This window comes from Georgenia deserti (assembly GCF_042680605.1).
Lineage (GTDB): Bacteria > Actinomycetota > Actinomycetes > Actinomycetales > Actinomycetaceae > Allobogoriella > Allobogoriella deserti.
Map to the genome: position 1 here is coordinate 59307 of NZ_JBHUEE010000004.1, position 25793 is coordinate 85099.

26 protein-coding genes are annotated in these 25793 nt (G+C 70.3%); 6 read left to right on the forward strand and 20 right to left on the reverse strand.

Translation table 11 applies throughout. The features are described 5' to 3' along the window. Positions 1-5 precede the first annotated feature (5 nt). The 6 genes from ACFSE6_RS08755 to ACFSE6_RS08780 form a co-directional block, all read right to left on the reverse strand. Positions 6-2399, reverse strand: coding sequence for an ATP-binding cassette domain-containing protein (locus tag ACFSE6_RS08755; protein ID WP_388005186.1), 2394 nt, complete (start codon positions 2397-2399; stop codon positions 6-8). Positions 2400-2426: 27 nt separating this feature from the next. After that, a complete protein-coding gene (locus tag ACFSE6_RS08760; protein WP_388005189.1) occupies positions 2427-2882 on the reverse strand; it encodes a pyridoxamine 5'-phosphate oxidase family protein in 456 nt (151 codons plus the stop codon). Continuing rightward, positions 2879-3289 carry a VOC family protein gene (locus ACFSE6_RS08765; RefSeq protein ID WP_388005192.1) on the reverse strand — a complete coding sequence of 137 codons (411 nt, stop codon included), beginning with the start codon at positions 3287-3289 and terminating at the stop codon, positions 2879-2881. Before ACFSE6_RS08765 ends, ACFSE6_RS08760 begins: the two co-directional genes overlap by 4 nt. A gap of 10 nt (positions 3290-3299) precedes the next feature. Further along, positions 3300-3743 carry a helix-turn-helix transcriptional regulator gene (locus ACFSE6_RS08770; protein ID WP_388005195.1) on the reverse strand — a complete coding sequence of 148 codons (444 nt, stop codon included), beginning with the start codon at positions 3741-3743 and terminating at the stop codon, positions 3300-3302. Positions 3744-3753: 10 nt separating this feature from the next. Then, positions 3754-4566 carry an APH(3'') family aminoglycoside O-phosphotransferase gene (locus ACFSE6_RS08775; RefSeq protein ID WP_388005198.1) on the reverse strand — a complete coding sequence of 271 codons (813 nt, stop codon included), beginning with the start codon at positions 4564-4566 and terminating at the stop codon, positions 3754-3756. Positions 4567-4652: 86 nt separating this feature from the next. After that, positions 4653-5852 (reverse strand): MFS transporter, encoded by a 1200-nt coding sequence (locus ACFSE6_RS08780; RefSeq protein WP_388005201.1) that lies wholly within the window; start codon positions 5850-5852, stop codon positions 4653-4655. A gap of 195 nt (positions 5853-6047) precedes the next feature. Here ACFSE6_RS08780 and ACFSE6_RS08785 point away from each other — a divergent pair, with 195 nt between their 5' ends. Then, positions 6048-6734, forward strand: coding sequence for a hypothetical protein (locus ACFSE6_RS08785; protein ID WP_388005204.1), 687 nt, complete (start codon positions 6048-6050; stop codon positions 6732-6734). A 22-nt stretch (positions 6735-6756) separates the two neighbouring features. On the opposite strand, the gene ACFSE6_RS08790 is transcribed toward ACFSE6_RS08785, so the two are convergent. The 3 genes from ACFSE6_RS08790 to ACFSE6_RS08800 form a co-directional block, all read right to left on the reverse strand. Next, positions 6757-7362: a GNAT family N-acetyltransferase gene (locus ACFSE6_RS08790; protein WP_388005207.1), complete on the reverse strand. Its 606-nt coding sequence runs from the start codon at positions 7360-7362 to the stop codon at positions 6757-6759. A 25-nt stretch (positions 7363-7387) separates the two neighbouring features. Next, positions 7388-9025, reverse strand: a complete 1638-nt coding sequence (locus ACFSE6_RS08795; RefSeq protein ID WP_388005210.1) for an alkaline phosphatase D family protein — start codon at positions 9023-9025, stop codon at positions 7388-7390. Positions 9026-9168: 143 nt separating this feature from the next. Then, the gene (locus tag ACFSE6_RS08800) at positions 9169-10188 is read right to left on the reverse strand and encodes an LLM class flavin-dependent oxidoreductase (RefSeq protein ID WP_388005213.1); all 1020 of its coding nucleotides are present in this window, start codon (positions 10186-10188) and stop codon (positions 9169-9171) included. An 83-nt stretch (positions 10189-10271) separates the two neighbouring features. Between ACFSE6_RS08800 and ACFSE6_RS08805 the strand changes: the two genes are divergently transcribed. Together ACFSE6_RS08805 and ACFSE6_RS08810 are read left to right on the forward strand one after the other, a co-directional pair. Beyond that, a complete protein-coding gene (locus ACFSE6_RS08805) occupies positions 10272-10811 on the forward strand; it encodes an MOSC domain-containing protein (RefSeq protein ID WP_388005216.1) in 540 nt (179 codons plus the stop codon). A 227-nt stretch (positions 10812-11038) separates the two neighbouring features. Further along, positions 11039-11587: a DinB family protein gene (locus ACFSE6_RS08810; protein WP_388005219.1), complete on the forward strand. Its 549-nt coding sequence runs from the start codon at positions 11039-11041 to the stop codon at positions 11585-11587. Between the two features lie 124 nt (positions 11588-11711). On the opposite strand, the gene ACFSE6_RS08815 is transcribed toward ACFSE6_RS08810, so the two are convergent. Then, the gene (locus ACFSE6_RS08815; protein WP_388005222.1) at positions 11712-12647 is read right to left on the reverse strand and encodes an endonuclease/exonuclease/phosphatase family protein; all 936 of its coding nucleotides are present in this window, start codon (positions 12645-12647) and stop codon (positions 11712-11714) included. A gap of 99 nt (positions 12648-12746) precedes the next feature. Then, positions 12747-13520 (reverse strand): TIGR02569 family protein, encoded by a 774-nt coding sequence (locus tag ACFSE6_RS08820; RefSeq protein WP_388005225.1) that lies wholly within the window; start codon positions 13518-13520, stop codon positions 12747-12749. An 87-nt stretch (positions 13521-13607) separates the two neighbouring features. Between ACFSE6_RS08820 and ACFSE6_RS08825 the strand changes: the two genes are divergently transcribed. Beyond that, entirely contained in the window at positions 13608-14066 is a 459-nt protein-coding gene (locus tag ACFSE6_RS08825) for a GNAT family N-acetyltransferase (protein WP_388005228.1), read from the forward strand. Between the two features lie 65 nt (positions 14067-14131). Here the strand turns inward: ACFSE6_RS08825 and ACFSE6_RS08830 are convergent, their stop codons facing one another. After that, entirely contained in the window at positions 14132-14782 is a 651-nt protein-coding gene (locus tag ACFSE6_RS08830; RefSeq protein ID WP_388005232.1) for a hypothetical protein, read from the reverse strand. A 43-nt stretch (positions 14783-14825) separates the two neighbouring features. Between ACFSE6_RS08830 and ACFSE6_RS08835 the strand changes: the two genes are divergently transcribed. After that, complete coding sequence (locus tag ACFSE6_RS08835; RefSeq protein ID WP_388005235.1) at positions 14826-15251, forward strand: ferritin; 426 nt, start codon at positions 14826-14828, stop codon at positions 15249-15251. 12 nt (positions 15252-15263) lie between these two features. On the opposite strand, the gene ACFSE6_RS08840 is transcribed toward ACFSE6_RS08835, so the two are convergent. Next, on the reverse strand, positions 15264-15629 hold the full coding sequence (locus tag ACFSE6_RS08840; RefSeq protein WP_388005238.1) for a VOC family protein: 366 nt from the start codon (positions 15627-15629) through the stop codon (positions 15264-15266). Positions 15630-15776: 147 nt separating this feature from the next. Further along, the gene (locus tag ACFSE6_RS08845) at positions 15777-16361 is read right to left on the reverse strand and encodes a biotin transporter BioY (protein WP_388005241.1); all 585 of its coding nucleotides are present in this window, start codon (positions 16359-16361) and stop codon (positions 15777-15779) included. 254 nt (positions 16362-16615) lie between these two features. On the opposite strand from ACFSE6_RS08845, the gene ACFSE6_RS08850 reads away from it, so the two are divergent. Next, positions 16616-16969 (forward strand): RNA polymerase-binding protein RbpA, encoded by a 354-nt coding sequence (locus ACFSE6_RS08850; protein ID WP_388005243.1) that lies wholly within the window; start codon positions 16616-16618, stop codon positions 16967-16969. A gap of 98 nt (positions 16970-17067) precedes the next feature. Here ACFSE6_RS08850 and ACFSE6_RS08855 read toward each other — a convergent pair whose 3' ends face one another. The 6 genes from ACFSE6_RS08855 to tatC form a co-directional block, all read right to left on the reverse strand. Next, positions 17068-18015 (reverse strand): hypothetical protein, encoded by a 948-nt coding sequence (locus ACFSE6_RS08855; protein ID WP_388005246.1) that lies wholly within the window; start codon positions 18013-18015, stop codon positions 17068-17070. Positions 18016-18198: 183 nt separating this feature from the next. Then, entirely contained in the window at positions 18199-18954 is a 756-nt protein-coding gene (locus tag ACFSE6_RS08860; protein WP_388005249.1) for a polyprenol monophosphomannose synthase, read from the reverse strand. Continuing rightward, positions 18951-20627 (reverse strand): apolipoprotein N-acyltransferase, encoded by a 1677-nt coding sequence (gene lnt / locus ACFSE6_RS08865; RefSeq protein ID WP_388005252.1) that lies wholly within the window; start codon positions 20625-20627, stop codon positions 18951-18953. Before lnt ends, ACFSE6_RS08860 begins: the two co-directional genes overlap by 4 nt. Before the next feature lie 485 nt (positions 20628-21112). Then, entirely contained in the window at positions 21113-23971 is a 2859-nt protein-coding gene (locus ACFSE6_RS08870; RefSeq protein ID WP_388005255.1) for a DEAD/DEAH box helicase, read from the reverse strand. A gap of 31 nt (positions 23972-24002) precedes the next feature. Continuing rightward, on the reverse strand, positions 24003-24995 hold the full coding sequence (locus ACFSE6_RS08875; RefSeq protein WP_388005258.1) for a diacylglycerol/lipid kinase family protein: 993 nt from the start codon (positions 24993-24995) through the stop codon (positions 24003-24005). Continuing rightward, complete coding sequence (tatC, locus tag ACFSE6_RS08880) at positions 24996-25790, reverse strand: twin-arginine translocase subunit TatC (RefSeq protein WP_388005261.1); 795 nt, start codon at positions 25788-25790, stop codon at positions 24996-24998. Between the last annotated feature and the right edge of the window lie 3 nt (positions 25791-25793).

The window sequence follows — 25793 nt, forward strand, 5'->3', positions numbered from 1 at the left end:
GGACGTCAGCCTGTCACGTACTCCGCGAGGTGCTCGCCGGTCAGGGTGGGCCGGGCAGCGACGAGCTCGGCCGGCGTGCCCTCGAACACCACCCGGCCACCGTCATGACCGGCCCCGGGGCCGAGATCGATGATCCAGTCACCGTGTGCCATGACCGCCTGATGGTGCTCGATGACGATCACCGACCGCCCCGCGTCGACGAGCCGGTCGAGCAGTGCGAGGAGGTTCTCCACGTCCGCGAGGTGCAGTCCGGTGGTCGGCTCGTCGAGGATGTAGACGCCGCCGGTCTCCCCCATGTGTGTCGCCAGCTTGAGCCGTTGCCGCTCGCCGCCGGAGAGGGTCGTCAGCGGCTGGCCGAGCGTGAGGTAGCCCAGGCCGACGTCGGCGAGCCGGTCGAGGATCTTGTGCGCCGCCGGCGTCCGGGCCGGGCCGGTGCCGAAGAACTCCTCGGCCTCGGCGACGGACATGGCCAGGACCTGGCTGATGTCACGCGCGCCGTCCCCCTCGCCGAGCGTGTACTCCAGCACGGAAGCCTGGAAGCGGCGCCCCTCGCACTCCTCGCACGTGGTGGCGACCGTCTCCATGACGCCGAGCTCGGTGTAGACCACGCCGTTGCCGTTGCAGGTGGGGCAGGCACCCTCGGAGTTGGCGCTGAACAGTGCGGGCTTGACGCCGTTGGCCTTCGCGAATGCCTTGCGGATCGGCTCGAGGAGTCCGGTGTAGGTGGCGGGGTTCGAGCGCCTGGACCCCCTGATGCCGGACTGGTCGATCACCACGACGCCTTCCCGTCCGGCCAGGTTCCCGTGGATCAGCGAGCTCTTGCCGGACCCGGCCACGCCCGTGACGACGGTGAGCACCCCGGTGGGGATATCGACGTCGACACCGCGGAGGTTGTTCTGCTCCGCGCCACGGATCTCCAGGGCCCCGGTCGGCGTCCGGACGATCTCCTTGAGAGCGGCCCGGTCCCCCAGATGGCGGCCGGTGAGCGTATCGCTGGTCCGCAGACCTTCCACGCTCCCCTCGAAGCACACACTCCCGCCTTCGGTTCCGGCGCCCGGGCCCAGGTCGACGACGTGATCCGCGATCGCGATCGTCTCGGGCTTGTGCTCGACGACCAGGACGGTGTTGCCCTTGTCCCGCAGCCGGAGCAACAGGTTGTTCATCCGCTGGATGTCGTGCGGGTGTAGGCCGATCGTGGGTTCGTCGAAGACGTACGTGACGTCGGTCAGTGCCGACCCCAGGTGGCGGATCATCTTCGTCCGCTGCGCCTCACCCCCGGAGAGCGTTCCGGCCGGCCGGTCCAGGCTGAGGTAACCCAGGCCGATCTCGACGAAGTTGTCCAGGGTCTCCCCCAGCGTGGTCAGCAGCGGTCCGACCGAGGGCTCGTCGAGGCCTCGAACCCACTCGGCCAGATCGGTGATCTGCATGGCGCACGCGTCCGCGATGTTCAGTCCGTCGATCCGTGACGAGCGCGCGCCCTCGTTCAGGCGGGTGCCGTCGCACTCCGGGCAGGTGGCGAAGGTGACCGCGTGGTCGACGAACCGGCGGATGTGGGGCTGCATCGCCTCGCGGTCCTTGGACAGCATCGACTTCTGGATCTTGGGGATCAGTCCTTCGAAGGTGAGGTTGACGCCCTCGACCTTGACCTTGGTCGGCTCCTTGTACAGCAGGTCGTCAAGCTCGCGCCGGCTGTAACGGCCGATCGGCTTGTCCATATCGAACCCGGCGCCGGCGAAGACGCGGCCGTACCAGCCGTCCATACTGAACCCGGGGACGTTCAGCGCTCCCTCGCTGAGGGATTTCGTCTCGTCGTACAGCGCGCTGCGGTCGAAGTCGGTGACTCGCCCGGTGCCCTCGCACGCCGGGCACATGCCGCCGGTGATCTGGAAGTCGCGTCGTTCCTTGACCTGCCTGCCGCCCTTCTCGAAGGACACGGCACCGGCGCCGCTGATGGAGGCGACGTTGAAGGAGAACGCCTGCGGGGATCCGATGTGCGGCTGCCCGAGCCTGCTGAACAGGATCCGCAGGAGCGCGTTGGCGTCCGTCGCGGTGCCCACGGTCGAGCGCGGATTCGCGCCCATCCGCTCCTGGTCGACGATGATCGCCGTGGTCAGGCCCTCGAGGACGTCGACGTCGGGACGTGCCTGCGTGGGCATGAACCCCTGGAGGAAGGCGCTGTAGGTCTCGTTGATCATCCGCCGCGACTCGGCGGCGACGGTGGCGAAGACCAGCGATGATTTTCCCGAGCCGGAGACGCCGGTGAAGACGGTCAGCCGTCGCTTGGGGATTTCGACGTCGATGTTTTTGAGGTTGTTCTCTCGGGCGCCGTGGACCCGGATGAGGTCGTGACGGTCCGCGGGGTGCGCCGCCGGCGGCGCCTGTTCAGTCGGTGCAACCATGCTCGTCTCGCTTCGTCTCTCGATCGGTCAGACCAGCCACCGGCCCGCGCGCATGAGGTCGCGGCCGGAGAGCTCGTCCTCCTCGCGCCAGGCCTGGATCCTCCTCGGAGTCACCCGGAACCACGAGTATCCCGCGAGCGAGCGCGGATCGAAGCCGCATCGGGCGGCGAACCTGTCGCCCTCCTCGGGCGGGAGCTCGTCGATCCCGAGAATGTCGACGTCGCCGTCGATAAGGACGACATCGCGTGTGGCTCCGAGCGCGATCCGGACGGTCGGGTTCTTCGCGAGGTTGGCTCCGGTCCGTTGACTCCTGGCCATGGCCAGCAGCAGTGTCCGTCCGTCCCATGAGAACGACAGGGGGATGAGGTACGCGGCGTCATCGGAGGCGCTGGCGACCCAGCAGTCGACGTCGTTCGCGAGACGGTGCTCGGTGTCGCGTCGGCGTTGCTCAGGGGTGCGTGGCTGGGTTATCGGCACGTTCACGGGACCTGCTGGAGGCGGACCGTGTTGCCGGCGGGGTCGCGGAAGGCGCAGTCCCGCATGCCCCAGTCCTGGTCCGTGGGTTCCTGCAGGACTTCGGCCCCGGTGGCCTGAATCTGCTCGAACGCGGCGTCGACGTCACCGGTGGCAAGCATGATGCTGGCGAACGTCCCTTTGGCGATCATCTCGGTGATGACCCGGCCTTCCTCCTCGGTGATGCCCGGATCCGCCGTCGGCGGGTAGAGGACGATGTTGGTGTCCGGCCGGGACGGTGGCCCGACGGTGAGCCAGCGCATGTTCTCGTAGCCGACGTCCTTGCGGACCTCGAAACCCAGGGCGTCCCGGTAGAACCTCAATGACGCCTCCGGGTCGGTGTGCGGAAGGAAACTGGCGTGAATCGTGATGTCCATGCGCCACAAGCTAGTCGTGACCGGCCGGCAGGACTTCTCGATTCCTGACCGGTCTGGTGACCCGCTTGGCCATGCACGGCGGAATCCCGGCCACGGCGTCGTCACCTGCGCGGCGGTAGGCGCCGGGCGAGATCCCCACCAGCTCGGTGAACCGCGTGGTGAACGTCCCGAGCGAGGAGCAGCCGACGGCGAAGCACACGTCGGTCACGCTCATCTCGCCGCGCCGCAGCAATGTCATGGCCCGTTCGATGCGCCGCGTCATCAGGTAGGAGTACGGCGACTCGCCGTAAGCCTTCTTGAACTCCCGGCTGAGGTGACCGGCGGACATGTGCGCGGCACCGGCGAGCGCCTCGACGTTCAGCGGCCGGGCGTACTCGCGATCGATCCGGTCGCGGACCTGCCGCAGTCGCGCCAGGTCCCGCAGCCGTTGCTCCTCTGCTGGTCGGGCGGCCACGAGCGCGAGACTAGGCGTACCAGGTCAGGGGGTCCAGCTCGAGGTAGAACAACTGGCGCGCGCCGTCGAGCGTCTCGCCGTACCGGGTGGCGAAGACCGCGTCCGCGCCACGTCCGGCGTCCTCGTCCGGCCATACCTCCCGGGCGCTGGCGAGCAGGAGCGCGATGTCGGCGTACGGGTCGGCAAGGCCGACGCGGCCGAGGTCGACGAATCCGCTCACGCGCGAGGTCTCGGTGTCGACGACGATGTTCGGTAGACAGAGATCACCGTGGCAGACCACAGCTTCCTGCCGTTCGTCGCCGAGACGGTCCGGATACTCGGTCTCGAGCCGGTCGAGCAGGTCCTGCGCTGGCCGGTCGCGCCAGCCTTGAGGCAGGTAGTCCGGCACCACACGGTCCTGCCCGACGACGTCGCGCGCCCGCTGCATCATGGCCGGAAGGTCGCGCCGAAAGGGACACCGATCGGGCGAGACCTCGTGAATGTCCCGGACGGTCTCCGCCAGGTGCGGCCATACCGCGGACAGGCCATCGAGGTCGAGACGGTCCGCCGTGACGCCCGGAACGGCCGACATGACGAGGCAGGCGCCGTCGTCATCGCTCGACCAGTCCAGCACGGCCGGACCGGCGAGGCCGGTGGCGTGCCACCACTCGATGCGGTCCCTCTCCCCCGCCAGCTCCTCGGCTGCGGCGGCGCCGACGACCTTCGCGAACGAGGCTCCGTCCGGGCTGCGCAGCACTGCCGCCCGCGACTCACCCCCGGTGACCGGCGTCCAGTCCTCGCCGCCGCGGACGAACCGGCTCAGCACGGCGTCCTGAATGCCCATACCAGCACTGTGCCTTCCCCTGGCGCGAAATGCCTACTCGGCAGGCCGTCGTACCACCCGTTGAGCAGTCCCGCGCCGCTGCTGCCCTACCGCAACGTCCTGCGGGCCGCGACGCCGATGGCCACGAGGCAGGCCAGCAGGACACCGGCGAACGTGGCGACGGCAGCCTCCAGCGCAATGGCCTGCGCCGTGGCACCCAGGCCCACGACCGGGACGAAGATGCCCACGTATGCCGTGAGAAAGATCCCGGCCAGCGATTCGCCGCGGTGCGCCGGATCGGCCAGCGCGCCGGCGGTCTGCGTCGCTCCCTTGAAGGTGATACCGGCGCCCGCCCCACCGATCGTGCCGCCGGCCGCGAACCACAGGGCCGTCCCCGTCACGCCGGCCAGCACGATGAGGGCCAGCCCGACGAACAGCAGGCCGAGCCCGACGGTGACCTGGCGAGGGGCCGCCCAGCTCCCGGTGGCCAACTGTCCGAGGACCGCGCAGACGAACACGGCCGCGGCCAGCGCACCCGTCGAGGCGAGCGAGGAGACGCCGAGTGCGTCGGTGAGGATCTTCGGCCCGAGCGAGGTGAACAGCCCGAAGAGCGCGAAGGCGACGAACGCGGCGGCGGCCACGACCGCGTACCGCGCGCGGGCCCCGGCCGGCACGATCACCGTCTGCGGGCGGTAACGCCAGCCGCGCGACGTGGGCACGGTCTCGGGAACCACGGCAAGAGCGACCAGGCAGAGACAGAGCAGCCCGGTGAAGACCGCGTATGTCGTCGTCAACGGGCCAGGGAACACCTGGGCGATGACGCCGGAGACGAGTGCGCCGGCGCCGAGACCACCGAGATTGGCGCCCGTGGCCACGTGGCCGGGGCGTGGTGATCGCGATCCGGGACGGTCACGTTCGTGGAGCTCGGCGAGGTAGGCCGTCGCCGTCGCCGTCGTCATGCCGACGCCGAGCCCGCAGATCGTCCGGGCGATCAGCAGCACCCACAGTTCGTGCGAGGCGAGGAAGAGCCCCGCCGAGACGAGCTCGAGGACGACGGCGGGCACCAGGGCAGTCCGTCGACCCACCCAGTCGGACACGTGCCCGGCCAGGAACAACGCGATCAGCACGCCGACGGCATAGGCCGAGAAGGCGACGGTCACCATGACCGTGGAGAATCCGTCCGCGCGCTGGTACAGGGGCCACAGCGGCGTGGGCACCGTCGAGAACGCCATCACGACGGCGAAGGTGGCACCCACGATCCAGAACGCGACGCCCGGCCCGAGCCGGCCACGTGCACGCACAGTCACGAGTCCAGCCTGCCCCCACATCGGGTCTGCGCGGCAGTCCGACGCGTGTGATGTCCGCCGCGGCCGCCGCCACCGCCGGTGCGCGCCGCCACGCGTGACACTCCGGTACTGGGCGCGAGATCGCCCCTCAGCGCTCACGGTGCGAAAATGGTGCGACGTCGCCGCGTCAGTCCGGCCACGAGTTGAGGAGTCACGATGTCCACGGCCGCTGCGCGGAGCCCACGCGCCGTCGTGGCCGCGGACGTCGGGGTCACGGTGCTGCTCGCTGCGCTCGTGGTCGGCGTCGTCATCGACCAGGACGGTTTCTACCTCCGTGGCAAGGCCGGTGAGCTGCGTGCCGCGACCTATCCCCTGCTGGCCGGGGCCGTTCCGGCGGCCTGGGCGATGTGGTGGCGTGACCGCCCGTTCCCGTGGCTTGCGGACCTGCTTGTCACGACGGTCTGCGCGGCCGATCTGCTGGGTAACCGGCTCAACCTGTACGACACCGTGGCCTGGTTCGACGACGTCATGCATCTGGTGAACACCGGCCTACTGGCTGCCGCCCTGGTGCTGCTGACCCGCTGGCCTGCCCGTGCCCTGCTGCCCGTGCTGGAACGTGCCGTCGCCTTCGGCGCGAGCGCCGCCATCGTGTGGGAGGTCGCCGAATACTTCGCGTTCCTCGCCGCGTCCCCGGACGCCGTCACCGTGTACCCGGACACGCTCTCCGACCTCGGTTACGGGCTGGCCGGTTCCGCGGCGGCAGCCGTCGCGCTGACACTGCTGTGGCGCGGTGGCCGATTGCGGTGGGTCGTGCCGATGGCACTGCCCCGTACCGGTCGCACCGTGCGCTACTCCGACGAGCAGCACGGACCGGATGCTCTCGTGACCGATCGGCCGGGGTGACTGGCCGAACCACCCCAGGCAGTCAGAAGTCGATGCGCATCACGACGCTCCGTGGTGTGGGGTGGCTGACCTCGCGGAAGCCGGCCTCGGCGAACGTCCGCACCGTACCGACATGCAGTTCCTCGGCGATCGCGCGCGTGGTCGTCATCGGGTACCCCTCGAGCGCCCGGGCGCCGCGTTGCCGCGCGTACTCGACCGCGGCGCGCACCAGGGCCCGGCTCACACCCCGCCGCCGGTACCGTGCGCGGGCGAAGACGCAGGTCAATGCCCACACATCCGGGTCGGTTGGATCCTCGAAGCGCCCTTCCCACGGAACGCGGAAGGCGCGGATCAGTCCGGTGTAGTGCGGACGTGGCTCGACGGCGCACCAGCCGACCGGCAGACCGCCCAGATAGGCGAGAAGACCGCTCGTCGTCGAGGACTCCGGATGACCGGTGTCGGTCTGCTCCCGCAGGCGATGTGCCCGCTCCTCAGCGGGAGAGCCGGCGAACGACTCCCCCGGCGCGAGCTTGTAGCGCTGGCACTGGCACAGCGCGCCGGTGCCCCGCGTACCGAGAACGGCCTGGATGTCGTCCCAGGAGGCCTCGTTGGCGGGGATCACGGTGATGATCCCCTCCGCCGTCGTCATCGTCCCATTGTGGCGAGTAGGCCACTCAGACGGGAGGGCCGGCGCTGTCCGCCTGCACTCCGGGCCGTCCGTGCTCGACGACGAACGAGGCTCGGGTGCGTACCGGGGCGTCCGGTTCGGTGACGGCGGGGACCACACGGAAGTCCGTCAACCAGTAGTCGGGGGTGACGACACACCGGACATAGCCGCGGCGGGCGTTCGCGAAGTGCATGTGCGGGTTGGCGGCCAACGCGGCCCGGACGTATTCGTCGGTGTCCCCGCCGTCCCCGCCGGAGGTGATCGAGGAGCAGATGAGCTCGCTCGCCAGAGTCGGCGCGTCCGGGTCGTCGTAGTTCGCCTTGAGGTCACTGGCGTGATGGCGGTGGCGGTCGCCGGTGAGCACCACTAGGTCGTTCGCACCACGGTCATGGGCACCGTCGAGCACTCTCCGACGGGTGGCGTCGTAACCGTCCCACGGGTCCATAAAGACGGCGAGGCCGCCGCTGTCGTCGACGTTGGTCCGTGCCATGGGAGCCTGCTGGGCCAGCACCTGCCAGCGGGCCCGGGACTGGGCGAAGTTGGCCAGCAGCCACTTCTCCTGGTCGAGGCCCAGCATCGAGCGGGACGGGTCGGCGCTGTCCTCGTTCGGAGGTTCGGGCTCGTGTCCACCCGCCTGCACGTCGCGGTACTGGCGGGTGTCGAGCACGCTCAGGTCGATGAGCTCGCCGTAGCGCAGGCGGCGGTAGAGCCGCATGTCGGGTCCGTGCGGTGTCGCCGTCGCGCGCAGCGGCATGTGCTCGTAGTACGCCTGGAACGCCGCCGCCCGGCGGCCGACGAACGTCGCGTCCTCTGCGGGGTCGGCCGCGTGGTCACCGGCCCAGTCGTTGTCGACCTCGTGATCGTCCAGGGTGACGATCCACGGGGCCGCGGCGTGGGCGGCCTTGAGATGCCCGTCCGACTTGTACAGCCCGTACTGCTGCCGGTACCGAGCCAACGTCACGGTCTCCTCCCGCATCGTGGCCGGAACCTCCTCGGGGCGCGGACCGTCCTGGTGAATACCCTGCTCGTAGATGTAGTCCCCGAGGTGGAGCACGACGTCCAGATCCTCGTCGGCGAGATGCTGATAGGCGGTGAAGAAGCCGTCGTTCCAGCTCGCGCAGCTGGCGAAGGCGAGCGAGACCTGCCCCGGTGTGCCCAGGTAGTCCGGGGCGGTCTTCGTCCGGCCGGTCTCACTGACGTCGTCGCCCACGATGAATCGGTAGTAGTACTCGCGGCCCGGTTGCAGGCCCCACACCTCGGCGTGTACGGAGTGGCCCAGTTCCGGTGTCGCGGTCGCCGTCCCGGACGCGGCGAGCCGCTGGAATCGATCGTCGTGCGCCAGTTGCCACGTCACGGCGACGGGCCGGCGCGGCATACCGCCGTGCCCGTCCGGCGCGAGCGGTTCCGGCGCCAGACGTGTCCACAACACCACCGAGTTCGGTAACGGGTCCCCCGAGGCCACGCCGAGGGTGAACGGGTAGCCGCTCAGCCTCATGGCTGCGGGAGCCTCGACCGCGTGCGCACCGGTGCCGAGCAGGACGGTGGCCGCGCCGACTCCGGTGAGCCCACCGAGCAGGCCACGCCGGGACAGCGTGTGCCGGGACAACATGTGCCAGGACGGCACGTGCCGTCGCGGAAGCGGCATCGAACGCTCCGGGTGGTGCGGGCGGGTTCGATTCCGCAGTCAAACGAGCGCGCGTCAACGGGAACCGAACGCCTCTCGACCACCCGGCGAAGCCTCGGCGAACATTCCGCCGCGAGCCGTCCGGTACGGACGAGTCCGGTGTGTCAGCGCCAGCCCAGCTCGGGCGCCACGTGCCGCACGACCGAGTCGAGCACGTGGGCGTTGTAGTCCACGCCGAGCTGGTTCGGCACGGTGAGCAGCAGCGTGTCCGCGGCCGTGATCGCTTCGTCCCGGGCCAGGTCCTCGACGAGCTGGTCTGGCTCACCGGCGTACGTCTTACCGAAGGTGGCGCGCCCGCCTTCGAGGATGCCGACCTGATCCTCGCTGTCCTGTTCACCGCCGAAGTAGCGGCGGTCGAGGTCCGTGACGATCGGGAAGATGCTGCGCGAGACGGAGACGCGGGGCTCTCGCTCGTGGCCGGCCTCCGCCCAGGCGTCGCGGAAACGCTGGATCTGCTCGGCCTGGAGTTGGTGGAACGGCACGCCCGCGTCCTCGGTCAACAGGGTAGAGCTCATGAGATTCATGCCCTCGCGGGCCGTCCACTCCGCGGTCGCGCGCGAGCCGGCGCCCCACCAGATGCGCTCCTGCAGCCCGGGTGAGTGCGGCTCGATCCGCAGCAGCCCCGGTGGGTTCGGAAACATCGGGCGCGGGTTGGGCTCGGCGAAACCCTTGCCTTCGATGACCTTGCGGAACACCTCGGCATGGGCACGGGCCATGCCGGCATCTGAGGTGCCCTCCTCTGGCACGTAACCGAAGTACTTGTATCCTTCGATGACCTGTTCGGGCGATCCCCTCGAGATGCCCAGCTGCAGCCGACCGCCGGAGATGACGTCCGCCGCGCCGGCGTCCTCGGCCATGTAGAGCGGGTTCTCATACCGCATGTCGATCACGCCGGTGCCGATCTCGATGCGGCTGGTCCGGGCCCCGACCGCTGCCAGCAGCGGGAACGGTGAGGCGAGCTGACGTGCGAAGTGGTGAACACGGAAGTACGCGCCGTCGGCTCCGATCTCCTCGGCCGCGACAGCCAGCTCGATGGACTGCCGATGGGCGTCCACCGCCGAGCGCACCGCGGAGGCGGGCGACGGCGTCCAGTGCCCGAAGGAGAGGAACCCGATCGTCTTCATGTCAGCCTCAACCCCCCACGCACACGATCATTCCCGCGACCAATGGCCGTACACCCACGGCGGGGTCGTGAGACGCTGTCGCTGTGACCGCGTCGGTTCTCGCCGTGCATCTGAGCCCCACCCATTCCTTCTCCAAGGCCCGCCGTGACCAGATCACCCTTGTGGCCGGACGAGGCGTCGAGGGGGACGCGCACTGCGGTGAGACGGTCAGGCACCGGTCCCGGGTCGCGGCCGACCCGACTCAGCCCAATCTCCGGCAGGTCCACCTCATCCATCGTGAGCTCTTCGACGTACTCGCGCACGCCGGGTACCGCGTGCTCCCGGGCGAGCTCGGGGAGAACATCACCACCGACGGGCTGGCTGTGCTCGAGCTGCCTGAGGGGACGCGCCTGCACATCGGTCCGGCCCTGATCACGGTGACCGGCCTGCGCAATCCGTGCCAGCAGATCAACAGCTTCGCGCCGGGACTCCTCAAGCAGGTCTTGCGCCGCGGGGAGAACGGACGGATCGAGCGGCTGGCCGGGATCATGGGCGTCATCGACCGGGGCGGAACTGTCAGGCCCGGTGACGAGGTCCGTGTCGAACTCCCCGCGCGGCCGCACCGGCCGCTCGAACGCGTCTGATCCCGTCGGCATCACCCAGCGACGAGATCGACGAGAACCCGTGCGCGCGAGCCGTTGTCGACAGGCGAGTCGGTCCGATCGTGGCACCGCGGCCGTGTGGGCGGAACCCGGTGCATCGACGGCTCGGGGTCTTGCCGCGTCGAGGGACACTGTGCTTGTGCTCCCGACACGTCCACGGGACGGTGAGGCAACGGCCGGGAGGGACCCGGCCGCGTCAGGAGGCGGACATGACCCACGAACGGGAGCTGGACGAGCAGGGGCGTCCTGATCCGCCGCCGGCGGCAGGCGAGGTGGCCACTCTGCTGGGGTTCCTCGAGTTCCACCGGGGCACGCTCGCATGGAAGTGCGAGGGCCTGGACGCGGCGGGCCTGACCGCCACGGTGGGCGCTTCGACGATGACCCTCGGGGGCCTGCTCAAGCATCTCGCCTGGGTCGAGGACCACTGGTTCTCGGTGCGGTTGCACGGCAATCGCCCGGACGAGGCGTGGCAGGGCGTGGACTGGGCGGCGGACCCGGACTGGGAGTGGCACTCGGCCGCGGACGACTCGCCGGACGCGCTTCGCGATCTCTGGGAGGCGGCCGTGAGTCGGTCGCGAAACCTGGTCTCCCGCGCCCTCGACCACGGCGGTCTCGATCAGCTTGCCGCCCGCCCTTGGCCGGACGGCCGCTCACCGAGCCTGCGGTGGATCCTCACGCACATGGTGGAGGAGTACGCCCGGCACAACGGGCATGCGGACCTGTTGCGCGAAGCGGTGGACGGACAACGAGGCGAGTGACCTCGCGTGCTCGATACCGGGTGTGCGCGGCAGCACGGTGACACGGCGGAGTCCGGCGCCCATCTTCGCGCTCCTCGCTGGGCGAACCGAGAAGTCCTGCACGTCCGCCTGGAGTGCTCACCGGTCACACGGCGAGCCGGACGACCACCGGCCGGTGGTCCGAGCCGGGCTCGTCGCGCCGTGCGGTCGGTGTGTCGGCGATGGAAGGCGGCTGCCCCGGGCCGGTGCCGGCCTCCTGTAGCGCGTCCAGCAGGGAGTGGCTGACGAGGATGTGGTCGACGAGTTCGCGCCGGCCGCGGTAGATACGCGTGTAACGCTCGTCCTCGGGGATCAGTGGAGCGAGGTTCCACAGCCGCTGGGCGTCGCCCTGGTCGGGCCGGTCGAAGCCGCCGCTGCCGATCTCGGAACCCGGCGGACCGAGCAGGATCTGGGTGGTGGCGGCCTCGGCCTCGTCGTTGAGGTCGCCCGCGACAATGACGGCACGATCGGGGTCGTCGCCGAGCAGGCCGGTCACGTATGTCCGGACCGCGGCCGCCTCCGCGGCCCGGCGGTGCAACGCGTACGTGGCGTACCGGGCACGCTCGTCCTCGTCCCGCGGAGAGAAGCGGCCACCGGGATAGCTGAGGAGCTTGGACTTCAGGTGCGCGGTGACCAGGTCGATCCCTCGACCGCCGACGGTGACGGTCAGGTGGAGGCCAGCCCGGCCGAGCCGGTCGATGGTGGCACCGGCGTCGTCCACCGTGACGGGCCCGATCCGCGGGGGAAAGTCCACCACCTGAGCGACGCCGTCCGCGGGCATTCGACTCAGCGTCGCTACCCGGATTCCTCGGTCGTCCGGCTCGGCGATCTCGGTGTGCCAGGCACCGTCGAGCTGCTCCACCAGGTCGCTGAGCGCCTCGGGCGACCCGACCTCCTGCACGGCGAGCACGTCAGGGTCGATCTCGCCGATCGTGGCCGCGAGGGTGTCGAGTTTGGCCGTGTACTCCTCCTCTCCGCTCGGTCCGCTCTCCGTACCGGGTCGGAACAGGTTCTCCAGGTTCCAGGAGCCGATCGTGACCATCTCGCCCTCCGCCGATGACCGTCGCGGTCTCACCGTGGCGCGCGAGCCTGGGTGTGGAGCGTCAGTCCGGTGGACCGGCGGTGAACGGCACGGGAAGCGTCAGCGGCCGAGCCACCTCACGACCGGTGTGTACGGGCGCAGATCGCTTCCCCCGGTCACCAGATCGGTCCCGATGCGGAAGAGCAGGGCACGCAGCACGTACTGCGCGAATTCCCGAGCCGGATCGAGCTGTTCGAGGAGGTCCGTCGCGGAGGCGTGGAAGCACACCGCATCGACCGCCACGACGGCGGTGGCGAATGACGGAGGGCGCCAGTACAGGCTGAGGTCGAGCACCGCGGGCGGCTCCTGCGGGTCGAGCAGCACGTTCTCGGTCAGGTCGCCGTGGACCAGGGTCGGTGCATCGATCACCGGACGACGCAGCCGGAGCAGGGCTGCTACCAGGGACGGAACGTCGGGAATGTCGAGCTCGCCCCAGGCGAACCTGTCGGCCCGTGCCCACGGATCGTCGCGCCGGTCGAGAAACGAGGGGCGGTCCAGGCCGGACGTGAGCCGGCTGAACGCACGGCCGACGGCGGCGATCTCGTGCCAGCGTCCCTGCGGATGGTGCCCGCGCAGGTAGGGCAGGGCGATCCAGCCGGCAACCTGCCGCCGGCCCGAGCGAGCACGCAGGGGCAAGCTCACCCGGATCGTGGCATCGACGACGCGTGGGCGCAGAGCCGTGTCCATCCAGGCGAGTTCGGCGTCGGTGAGATCGGCCGGCTTGAACACCAGGTCGCCGCACCGCCAGGACGTGCCTCGGCCGCCGGCGAGCCGTACAAGCTGCGTGGGATCGCCGCCGTAGGCGGAAACGACGTCGGACGGCGGTGGGCGCACAAGGACGAGGCTAGAGCGTGTCGCGGCCCACCGGCGCTCCCTGCCGTAGTCGCCTCAGCATGGGCACGGGACGCTAATCTCGGTGCCGTGCGCATCGTGCTCGACGACCTGACCGGGCCCGAGGTGCGGGCCATGGTCTCGGACCACCTCGCCGACATGCGTGCGACCAGCCCACCGGAGAGTGTCCACGCGCTGAGCATCGCGCAGATCCACGCCGACGCAGTGACGTTCTGGTCGGTCTGGGACGGCGAGCACCTCGCGGGATGCGGTGGGTTGAAGGCCCTGCCTGGGTGCGAAGGGGAACTCAAGTCGATGCGGACCGCCGCCGGCTACCGCGGGCGTGGCGTCGGCACCGTCATGCTGGCGCATCTGATCGAGGAGAGCCGCACCCGTGGCTACCGGCGCCTCAACCTCGAGACGGGGTCGCAGGACTTCTTCGCACCGGCGCGGCGTCTGTACGCGCGGCACGGCTTCGTCGAGTGTCCACCGTTCGGCGAGTACATGGCCGATCCGAACAGTGTGTTCATGTGCCGGGATCTCACGTGACACCGGATTATCGGATCGACGACCACACGCTACGCGAGGTCGTCGACGATCAGGTTGCTGCACGATCACATGTCGAATCGTTGGCCCGCCTCGGACCGGAGGGCGATCATGAGCGTGTCGTCTGGCTGCGGATGCTTGGCGAGCTTGACGCCGCCGAGCGGCTTGGCCGAGCGGTCCTTCGCCGTGCCGGTGGCGCGACAACCACCGGCGGAGCCGCGTCGGCACTTCGCCTGGCCCACGTCCTCCACTGGCGGGGGCGATATCGGGACGCCGATGTCCTCTTCGACACCGCGCGCCGAACGGCGGAGCGGGCGCTCGCCGGCCGGGAACCCACACGCCGAAAATGGGCCTCGGCGATGATCGCCTTCGCCGACCAGCACCAAGCCAAGGCACGTTTCGACGAGGGGCGGTACGACGAGGCCATGGACCTCGCCGTGCGCGCGCTTGAACGGCGACTCGCGGACCAGGCACCAGACGATCAGGTCGCATCCAGCCGGCAGGCGGTGGCAACCATCCGGTCGCGGCTCACCGGTGACATCTCGCCAGAAGGGCCGGGGGTGCGAACTCAGACCTCCACGAGGACAGCCACGTGGAACGATGAGCGCACCGTCCTCGCCCGGGCGCCTCGGGCTCACGACCAGAAGAGGAACACGATGCCTGCAGAACGGTTCGTCACCCGGCTGAACGAGCAGATCGGCCACGAGTTCGCCGCCCATCAGCAAATACCTCGCGGCCGCTGTGTACTACGACGCACTCACGATGCCGCAGACGGCTGGCTTCTTCTATCGCCAGGCCATGGAGGAACGCGGCCACGCGATGATGATGGTCCAGTACCTCCTCGACCAAGGCGAAGCCGTCGCGATCCCGGGCGTGGCTGCACCAGTCACCGACTTCGCGGACGTCGTCGCCCCGATCCGTCTGGCGCTGGAGCAGGAGCAGCGAGTCACCGAGCAGATCAACGACCTCACCAAGATCGCCCGTGACGAGGCGGACTACGCGTCCGACCAGTTCATGCAGTGGTTCATCAAGGAACAGGTCGAGGAAGTGGCCACCATGAGCGATCTGCTGGCCGTCGCCTTCCGCTCACGCGAGAACGTCGAGCTGCTCGAGGAGTACATCCTGCGCGAACAGCAGGGCGAGCCGGAGGACCCGACCGCGCCACCCGAGGCCGGCGCCGCCGGCTGACCGGAGCGCGAGTCAGCTCCAGCAGAGACAGAACGGGTGGCCTGCGGGATCCGCGTAGACGTGGAATCCCTCCGACGCATCCGGATCCTCGGCCTCCTGGAGCATCCGGGCCCCCAGCCGCAGCACCTCCTCATGGGCGGCAGCCACGTCGGCCACGTGCAGATCCAGGTGGATCTGCTGCGGCGGCGTACCGTCCGGCCAGTCGGGCGGGACGTGGTCGGGGGCAAGCTGGACGGCGACGTGCGGATGCCCGTCCACAATGACGGTGTGCCAGTCGTCATCGGCCTCGACACGGCCCCCGAGCACCCGGGCCCAGAACTCCGATTCGGCTGCGATGTCGGCGGCGTCGAACACGACGATTCTCTCAGTGATCTCCATCACACCATGGTGGCACCGAACACTGACACTGTGCCCGGTGAGACGGATAGACAGGCCCGGACCACCGGACGACGGCGCTACTCACGTACCACTCACCCGAAGGCGCAAGACAGCCACGGTGCGGACGCGCGGACACCCGTGCAGGCGTCATTGCCGTCGCAGCATGCGCCACGTGCCGGGCAACAGCAGCGCCGCACCCACGGCCTTGATCGTGTCACCCACGAGGAACGGCACGACCCCCATTGCGACGGCCTGGGCCGGTCCCACGCCCGTGAATCCCATGAGCCAGAGCACGCCGGGAACGTAGACGACCGCCGTTGCGGCCAGCGCGGCCGGCGCGGTGCGCCAGACCGACCGGTCGGCTCCCCGACGTGCGAGGTGACCGAGCAGCATCGCAGCAGGCAGGTAGCCGAGGGCGTATCCGAACGACGCGAGCGCCCAGCCACTGCCGCCGTCGGCGAAGACCGGTGCACCAGCCACCCCGAGCGCGAGCAGAAGCAGCACGCTGAGTGCCGCCCGTACCGGGCCGAGTGCCGCGCCCACCAGGAGCACCGCGAACGTCCCGAGCGTGAGCGGCACCGGCGTGAACGGCAGCGGCACGCTCAGCTGGCCGATGCCGGCGATCAGTGCGGTTCCGGTGACAACCAGGAGCCCGTCGCGGACACGGGAGCCGGGAATCGCGTCGGCGAGGACGCGGTGGCGGACCGGTGACGGGGCAACGGCGACAGTCACGGACAACTCCAGTTCACTCTGCACTACGGGGATGCCGCCCCAGCATGCCCTACCTCGGGCGAAGGATGCTGGTGCCGTCCCGCCAATGAAGTGGCGGCGTCGTTAGACAGAGGTCACAATTCTGAGCCCGTGGCGTTGGAACACCGCCCACGGTCCACGCGTTGGACAGGGTGGACAACAGCGGGTGGTCCGCCTTCGTGCGGCCACATCCGGACGGCGTGCGCCGGCCGGACCAACGAGCGAGGGAGATGCTCATGGCGGAACGCTCACTACGCGGTATGAAGATCGGCGCCAACAGCCTGGAGTCAGAGGAGGGGGTCGATCTCGCGCCACGGATGACGGCAGAGTTCAGCTGCCCCGACGGCCACACCTTCAGCCTGCCGTTCTCCGTCGACGCCGAGCTCCCGCCCGTGTGGGAGTGCAAGGTCTGCGGCAAGGAGGCACTCCTGCGGGACGCCACCAAGCCCGAGCCCAAGAAGCCCGTCAAGCCGCCGCGCACCCACTGGGACATGCTCCTGGAGCGCCGGTCGATCCCGGAGCTCGAGGCGCTCCTGGAGGAGCGGCTCGAGCTGCTCCGCAGTGGTGAGCTGCGCCGTCGTAGCGCATGAGTCGTTGCGGCCGGACCGGCCGCAGGTCTCGAAGAGCCCGTCCGCAGGGACGGGCTCTTCGTTCGTCCGGGGCGTCCCCGGCGGTCGGCCGCCGTCCGTCATGGGCGGTGGTCGACGCGTACGCTCTGCGGACTTGACCGCCCCGTGGCATGGAGTTCGCTCAGCACGACGGTGCCGACGACGGCGAGCGCCGTCGCGCCGACGATCTGGATGAGGTCCAGGGCCGGAATCGAAGCGACCGCCGAGCCGGATGACACGTCCGCGCGGTCGATGAGCACGAGGATCAGCGAGTAGCAGTTGCTCCCCCATACCGCTCCGGTGCCGACCCAGGCGAGCGTCAACGCGGGCCACGTTCGGCTGCGCCGCGGGTACCGCCACAGCAGCATGACCAGACCTGCGATGGCCGCGGCGGCGGCCAGCGCCGCCGTGCCGTCGGACAGACGCTCGGCGATCCCCCGCTCCGTCGCCAGATGGGAGGTCCCTGCATATCTGCCAAGATTGGGGAGCAGGCGTGGCACCGACGCCGCCACCAGCAGCGTGACGCCGCCGGAGGTGACCGCCACCAGCGCGTGCTGCGACGCGCTCTCGGGGCGGTCGGCGAGCCGTGCGCAGATCACGTGGCTCCACCGCTGCCGGGCGTAGAGGGCGAACAACGTCACCAGCCCGAGCGCCTGGCCGGCGAAGCTCAGGTACACTAACGGGCCCACCCACGCCGCGAGAGACCCGTCGCCGGCCGGGGCTCCGGAGGCGACCGAGGCGGCGATCGCCGGTCCGGTCACGACAAATGGTGCCAGCAGCCCGATGCCCGCCCAGGCCGGAGCGAGCACGAGCCACGCCGGCAGCCGCAGGCCCCAGGTGTGGGTGAAGGTCAGGACGACGCCGACGGCGATCAGCTCCAGGCTCGCAGTGACCATGTTTCCGGTGCGGACGGTGCTGGCGTCCAGCGTGGAGGGGCGGACGATGCCGACGGTCGAGCCGGCGATCCACGCCACCTTCAGTGTCAGGTAGGGCAGGACAGCCAGGACCGTCGCGTACCCTACGAGCACTCGCGTTCGAGCTGCGCTGCGTCGGCGCGCCGCCTTTCGCCGGCTCGATGCGAAGGAGTCGCTCGTCGTCAGTGTCATGCGGCGAGCTTCCCGTGGTCGGCTGGTCGGCGCGTCGCCCGGACGGGTGAACCCGGTACGCCGGAAGGATGACCGTCCGTGCGCGCGCCGCCGTCCCGGGGCGGGTCAGCGACGGCGTCGCAGGATGTCCCGGAGCTGCTGGGTGCGGTGGGCCAGGGCCCACGCCGTCGTGCGCCACAGCGCTTCGGCCACGATGGCCCGGCTCATCTTCGAGCGCCCCTCGACCCGCTCGACGAAGGTGATCGGGACCTCGGTGATGCGACCGCCTACACGCTGGACGCGCCAGACCATGTCGACCTGGAAGCAGTAACCCTGGGACTGGACGTCGGCGAGCGACAGCGAGCGCAGCGTGCGGGCCGGGAAGGCCCGAAAGCCACTGGTGGCGTCACGCACCGACAAGCCCAGGGAGCGGCGTACCCAGGTGTTGCCCCCGCGGGAGAGTATCTCGCGGTGCGTGGGCCAGTTGACGACCTCGCCGCCCGGAACCCAACGCGATCCGAGCACCAGATCCGGTCGGTCGTGCGCCGTCACCCGCGAGAGGAGCAGGGGCAGGTCCTCCGGGCGGTGTGAACCGTCGGCGTCCATCTCGACCACGACCTCGTAGCCCCGGTCGAGTGCCCACGCGAATCCGGCCACGTAGGCGCGACCGAGTCCATCCTTGGCGGGCCGGTGCAGGACGTGGATGTGCGGGTCCCGCGCGGCCGCGTCGTCGGCCAGTCTTCCGGTGCCGTCCGGACTGGCATCGTCGACGACGAGGACATGCGCCCCGGGCGCGGCCCGACGGGTCCGGGCGAGCGCGTCCGGGAGGGTATCTCGCTCGTTGTACGTGGGGACGATGACGAGCGTGCGTGCGCCGGTCACCGGTGCCGCTCCTTCCCCGCGCGGCCCCTCGGGGTCCGCCCCTTCGGGGCCCGACCCTTCTGGGTTCGGCCCTTCATCGGTCGTGCCCGCGCCGCGGCCCGCTCACGAACCGCCCGGTCGATCGTGCCCACGACTCCGCCGAGCACGGCCAGCGCCCCCATTGCGGTGAGCACGACCGCCGGCCACTGGCCGAGCCGGTCGGCCACGGTCAGTGTGGTGCGCAGCGGCAGAGTCTGGACCATCTCGTCCGCGGTCCACAGTTCGGTGGTGTCCTGGAAGACACCGTTCGGGGCGATGACGCCACTGACGCCCATCGTGGAGATCTGCACGACGGCGCGACCGTGCTCGACGGCGCGGAACCGCGACATGGCCAGCTGCTGGGTCGACTCCTGGCTCGGCCCGAAGGACGCGTTGTTCGTCGGGATCACGATCAGCTCGCCGCCGTCGACCACGCCGTGTCGGATCAACTCGTCGTAGGCGACCTCGAAACAGATGCCCACGGCCACGGGAACGTCCCGTTGCATCCGCTCGATCGGGACGGCCATCAGGCCGTCGCCGTCCCCCGCCATCATGTCGACGCTGACCCGGTCCACCTGCTCGGTGAACATCCGGAAGAAGTCGCGGTGGGGCATGTACTCGCCGAACGGAACCGGGTGCTGTTTGGCGTACACGAGATCGTCGATCGGACCGCGCCCGGGCTGCCAGACGATGAGCTCGTTGTACCGGATGGTCAGATCCGGCGTGTCCTGGGAGGGCTCGTAGCGTTGGGTGCCCAGCAGGACCGGTGCCTGGATCGCGTCGGCGGCGCGGGAGACTGTCGCGGCGACGCCGGCATCGGTGCGCGGGTCGATGTCCGCCGCGCTCTCCGGCCACAGCACGAGGTCGAGCTCGTCGGGTTCGACCCGCTCGAGCAACCGCCCGGTCCCGTCGGCGTGATTCTTCGTGACCTCGCGGGCCTGGGCCGTGGCGTCGGCCCCGCGGACGGGAACGTTGCCCTGCACGGCGCCGACCCGGAGCGTCCCGGTCTCCGGTTGGGCGCCGAGGGGCACGAGCCACGGGCCGAAGGTGGCGACCGCCGCGAGGACGATCATGGCGCTCGCCCCACCGATGCGCAGTCGCCGGAGCCGGAGTGCGGCGTGCGCGAGCGCGCCACCGATGAGGACGACGACGCCGCTGACCAGCGCGGTCGAGCCGATCGAAGCCAGGTGCACCAGGGGTGCGTCCGTCTGGGAGAAGGCGAGCGTCCCCCACGGGAAGCCCTCGAACGGCCACCGCGCCCGGACCTGTTCCACGCCCACCCACACCGCGGCGACAGCCATGATCTCCGGCCACGCGCGGTTCCGGATCCCCGGTGCTCGCCGGACGAGCACGGCACCGACGGCGGCGACGCCGACGATCGCCGCTTCGGCGATCGAGAGCGCGAGCCAGCCGATCGGCTCCCCGACCGAGTAGTTGGCCCACCACAGGTGCGGCAGGAAGAACCCGAGCCCCCACACGAACCCGACCAGCCAGCCCCACCAGACGGAGTCCCGGCGCAACGCGAGCAGCAGCAGCGCGATCCCGACGTAGGCCATGGGCCACCACGATTTGCCGGGAAACGCCGTCTCGGTCGCCAGTCCCCCGGCCGCGGAGAGCACCAGCGTCGTCACGCGCGCGGGGACAGGAGGTGGCACCAGCCGAGTCTAACGAGCCGACGGCGCCGGACGTGGAAACCCCCGGGTCTCAGGGAGGGCGCGGGAGGTGTCGGCGTACTGGTGTGCTTCGAGCGGAATCCGGCAGGCGAGCGGTGGCCGGGCACGACAAGGCCCGCGTGCCCCTCGGTCCGGATGACTCCCCCCTGGGGACTCTCGCCATCCGTTTTCTAACGAGCACGCGGGCCCAGTCACGGTCCCGCCACCGGGCCGACACGGGACGTACCCGAAATCGATGCCGTCCGGCGGGGAACAGAGGACGAACTTAGCGCCGCAGCGGCGTCTCAGACAACCCTCCGACAGCGCAGGTCATCGGTAAGTGTGCAGGTCACAGCGCTGGAGCGGAAAGCCGCACAGGAGCCGGTGGCGGCGTGTCGGTGCCGCGTGTCGTGACGGATGTGACGTATAGGACGGGCGAGCCGGAGCCCTTTCAGTCATCTCGGCGACACCTGGCGGGACGGTGGCCCTCAGACGCTCGACCACGCCACGACCCCGCGCCGGACCAGGCTCATCGCCTCGTGCGCACGCACGGCGAGATCACCATTCGGTGCGGCGACCGAGAGTTGGTCCAGGACGTCGAGCACCTGCTTGCACCACCGCACGAAGTCGCCGGCACCCAGGTCCGCCTCGTCGAGCACGTCTCCGAGTGGGGCGTCGGAGGCCCAAAGATGGACCGCCGTGACCAGCCCCGGGTCCACAGGGGCCGTGACCGGGACTCCGTGCTCACGCTCGAGCTCACCGAGCTCGTTGGACAGCGCGATGGTGGCGTTGAGTGCCTGGCCGAGCATGCCGTGCCGGCCGCCGGGCAACGCGCCGATTCCCCGGCTCTCTGGACTTCTGGCCTCGTAGACGACGGTCGAGACGACGGCGGCGAGCTCGGCGGGCGAGAGCTGATCCCACGCTCCTGAGCGCAGGCACTCGGCGAGGAGCAGGTCCTTCTCGGCGTACAACCGTCCCAGCCACTTGCCGGTGTCGGTCACGACGGTCCGCTCGCCGTGCTCGTCGAGGTAGCCGAGCTGGAGCAGGACACCGCACACACGGTCGAAGTCCTGCGCGATGGTGCCGGTACGGCGCTCGATACGGCCGAGCAGCTCCTCGTGCTCGGCCTTGGCCTTCTCCCAACGGTTGGCCCATCGGGCGTGGTCCTCCCGTTCGGCGCATCCGTGACACGGATGCGCACGCAGTCGGCGACGGAGTTCGGCGATCTGCTCGTCCGGGCCCGCCGGAGCCTTTTTCTTCCGTGCCGTGCCCGCCTGGGCGAGCCTGCCCTCGGCGAGGGCGTTGCGCAGCGTGGAGGCAAGATCACGACGCTGCGCGGGGTTGCGCGGGTTGAAGTTCTTCGGGACCCGGACCTTTCCCACGTTCTCACCACCGTGCGGCAGGTCGGCGGCGGTGAGGGTGCGGAGCTGTCGCTCGTCGGTGAGGACCTGCAGCGTCGGGCCGTCCAAGGAGTCACTGCTCTGCAGCACGACGGCGTGTGCCGTCCGCCTGCCACGACGGTAGGCGAGCACGTCTCCGCGGCGCAGCTCGGACAGCGCGCCGCGCACCGCTCGGCGCCGGTCGGCGGCACGTTCCCGGGAGGCGTCGGCCTCGGCCTGCTTCAACCGCCGCCGCAACTCGGCGTACTCGGTGAAGTCGCCGAGATGGCACTGCATCGCGTCCGCGTAGCCCTCGACCGCCTCGGCGTGCCGGCGGGCTTGACGCGCCAGCCCGACGACGCCGCGGTCGGCCTGGAACTGGGCGAAGGAGGATTCCAGGACCTCGCGGGCCTGGGACCGGGTCATCGTGCCGAGGAGGTTCACGGCCATGTTGTAGGTGGGGTGGAAGGCCGACCGCAGCGGGTACGTGCGGCGTGAGGCGAGGCCGGAGACCGCGACCGGATCGATCTCATCGCTGTAGAGGACGACCGCATGCCCCTCGACGTCGATGCCCCGGCGGCCGGCCCGTCCGGTCAGCTGGGTGTACTCCCCCGGCGTGAGCTGGACGTGGGCGCTGCCGTTCCACTTCACGAGCTGCTCGAGCACCACCGAGCGGGCAGGCATGTTGATGCCCAGGGCCAGGGTCTCGGTGGCGTAGACGACCTTGACGAGTCCGGCCGTGAAGAGCTGCTCGACGGCTTCCTTGAACACCGGCAGGAGGCCCGCGTGATGCGCCGCGACGCCGCGCTCCAGCGCCAGGGACCAGGTGTCATAGCCGAGGACGGCAAGGTCTTCCGGTGGGACGCCGACGACCGCGGTCTCGACCACCTCACGGATGCGGCGCTGCTCCTCCGCCGTCGTCAGCCGCACGCCGGCGCGGACCACCTGCTGCACCGCGGCCTCGCACCCCGCGCGGGAGAAGACGAAGACGATCGCGGGCAGGAGCCCGTTCCGGTCGAGCCGGTCCACGACCACCGGCCGTGGGGCCGGACGGACCCGCGGCGCGAATCGGGGCTGGTTCCCACGGCCGCCACGGGCCGCCTGCCGGGCCCGCCCGTGCCCGGACCGGCCTCCGCCGCGGCGGCGGCGCGATCCGCGCCCGGTCCCGGCGTGACCACGACCCCGCCCGGGCGCCTCCCGTGCCGAACCGGTCCGCTGCGCACCACGGATCGCCTCGAGGAGATCCGGGTTCAGCGGCGGGTCGGCACCGACCGCCGTCGGGTCGACGTGCGCGCTGTAGAGCGGCAGCAGCCGCGACCCGACCATCATGTGCTGCCAGAGCGGCACCGGCCGGTTCTCGGTGACCACCACCTCGGTGTTGCCGCGGACCATGGTCAGCCACTCACCGAACTCCTCGGCGTTGGACACGGTGGCGGACAGCGAGACCACCTGCACGGCGGCGTCGAGGTGGATGATGACCTCTTCCCACACCGGACCGCGGAACCGGTCGGCGAGGTAGTGCACCTCGTCCATGACCACGAACCCGAGGCCCTCGAGGGTGTCCGAGCCCGCGTAGAGCATGTTCCGCAGCACCTCGGTGGTCATGACCACCACGGGGGCGTTGCCGTTGATCGACGTGTCGCCGGTCAACAGGCCCACGTGGTCGCGGCCGTGCACGGCGACGAGGTCGAGGTACTTCTGGTTGCTCAAGGCCTTGATGGGCGTCGTGTAGAACGCCTTGCGGCCGGTGGCGATGCCGAGGTGGACGGCGAACTCACCGACGACCGTCTTACCGGCGCCCGTCGGCGCCGCCACGAGGACGCCGTGCCCGGACTCGACCGCTTCGCAGGCGCGGACCTGGAAGTCGTCCAAGGGGAAGTCGAGGCGGTCCCGGAAGGTGGCGAACTCGGTGGCCGATTCCCGCTGGCGGCGCCGAAAGGCGGCATAGCGTTCGGCAGGAGACGTCACGCCGCGAACTTTCCGTGGATACTGCTGGAACTCATGATTCGAGCGTACGTGCCAGCACCCCGACCGCACGCGGGTGCAGATCGCACTGAAGCGGCAACGACGCCAGCAACTCGCCGTCGGCGAACGCTGCCGGGGGCGGGGCCCCTCGGCTGAGCAGCGGTTCGATGAGAACCGAGCGGGCTCGGCGGACCGAGACTCCAGGGTGGCGCACATGCGTCCCGCGATAGAGGCGTGGGAAGACGCGCAGCAGCTCACTGCGCGAGAGGCCCTCGGCCAGGACGACGTCGAGCAGGCCGTCGTCGGCGGCGGCGTCGGGGGCGATCCGCAGGCCGCCGCCGAAACAGCGCGTGTTCGCCACGGCGACGAGTGCACCGTCGGACTCCCACACCGAGCCGTCCATGGTGACGCGGTAACCGAACGGCCGGTAATGGGTCAGCTCCACAGCGAGCGCGCGCAGGTAGCGGCTCGCCCCGGAGGGCCAGGTCATCTCGTTCGCGCGGGCGTTGACCGCCGCGTCGATGCCGCACGACAGCACGGCGAGGTACCAGTGCTCGACCACGCCACCCGGCCGGGAGACGCCCACGGCGTCCAGCAGGCGCAAGCCCTCGCCGTCGGGACCTGGCCGTCCGCCTCGCCGGGCCGCCAGAGCTTCGGCGATCATGCGCAGCGAATCCGGGACGTCGTGCACGGGAAGCCCGAGATCGCGCGCGATGTCGTTCCCGGACCCGGCTGCGACGATCCCAAGTGGTACCCCGGTCCCGGCCACGACGTTGACGCCGGCATGGACGATGCCGTCGCCGCCCACCACGATCAGCGCGTCGAGGCCGAGCGCGAGTCCGGTGCGCGCCCGCGCGGTGGCGGTGGCCAGGTCGCGGCCGGAGAGGTCCAGGACGTCGAACCGCGCGGCGGCGAGTCCGGAGAACACCTGCTCACGGACGGCGCGCCCACGGCCGCGGCCGGACGCCGGGTTGAGCAGGACCCCCACACGTCCGGAGCGGGGCTGCAGACTCTGCGTCCGCGCCACCTACTCGTTCCCGGCCTCGCTCGCCAGTTCGGCGTCCCGGCGCGCCCGGCGCTTGTCGGTGTACCGGTCGCGCAGGAAGCAGATCCCGATCGCGACGAAGAACAGCGCCGAGATCGAACCGCCCATGATGATCATCGACCAGACGTCCGGCAGCGGATTGGCGATCGCGGTGAAGGCGAAGGCGAGCAGGACGGCCCACCGCCACGCCTTGAGGAACGTACGGGCGCGGACGACGCCGAGGAAGTTCAGCCCGACCATCGCCTCCGGAAGCAGGAAGGCCACGCCGAAGACGACGATCACCTTGGTGAAGAAGGAGAAGTACTCACGAGCGGTGAGGAAGTTCTGCGCGACCTCCGGTGTGAAGGAGGTGAGGATCTCGACGGCGTGCGGGAGGATCCACCACGCCAGCGCGCCGCCGCCGATGAACAGCGCCGCGCCGGTGAGGACGAAACCGAGGGCGTAGCCCTTCTCGGTGCGTGTCAGGCCGGGCGCGACGAACAGCCAGAGTTGCCCGATCCACCAGGCGCTCGTGATGAAGATCCCGAGCACGATCGCAACCTGGATGCGCAGGTCGAACGCCTGCCCGACCGTGGTGAAGTTGAGTTCGCCGCCGATCGCCTCGACCGGGGCGACCATCTGGTCGAAGAGGTAGGGGTAGAGGATCCAGCCGCCGATGGCACCGACGAGGATCCCCGCGGCCGCGAGCATGATGCGTCTGCGGAGCTCGCGGAGGTGCTCACCGAGCGGCATCCGCCCCTCGGGGTCCTTCTTCCGCGGCGGGCGCTCGGCGCCCACCCG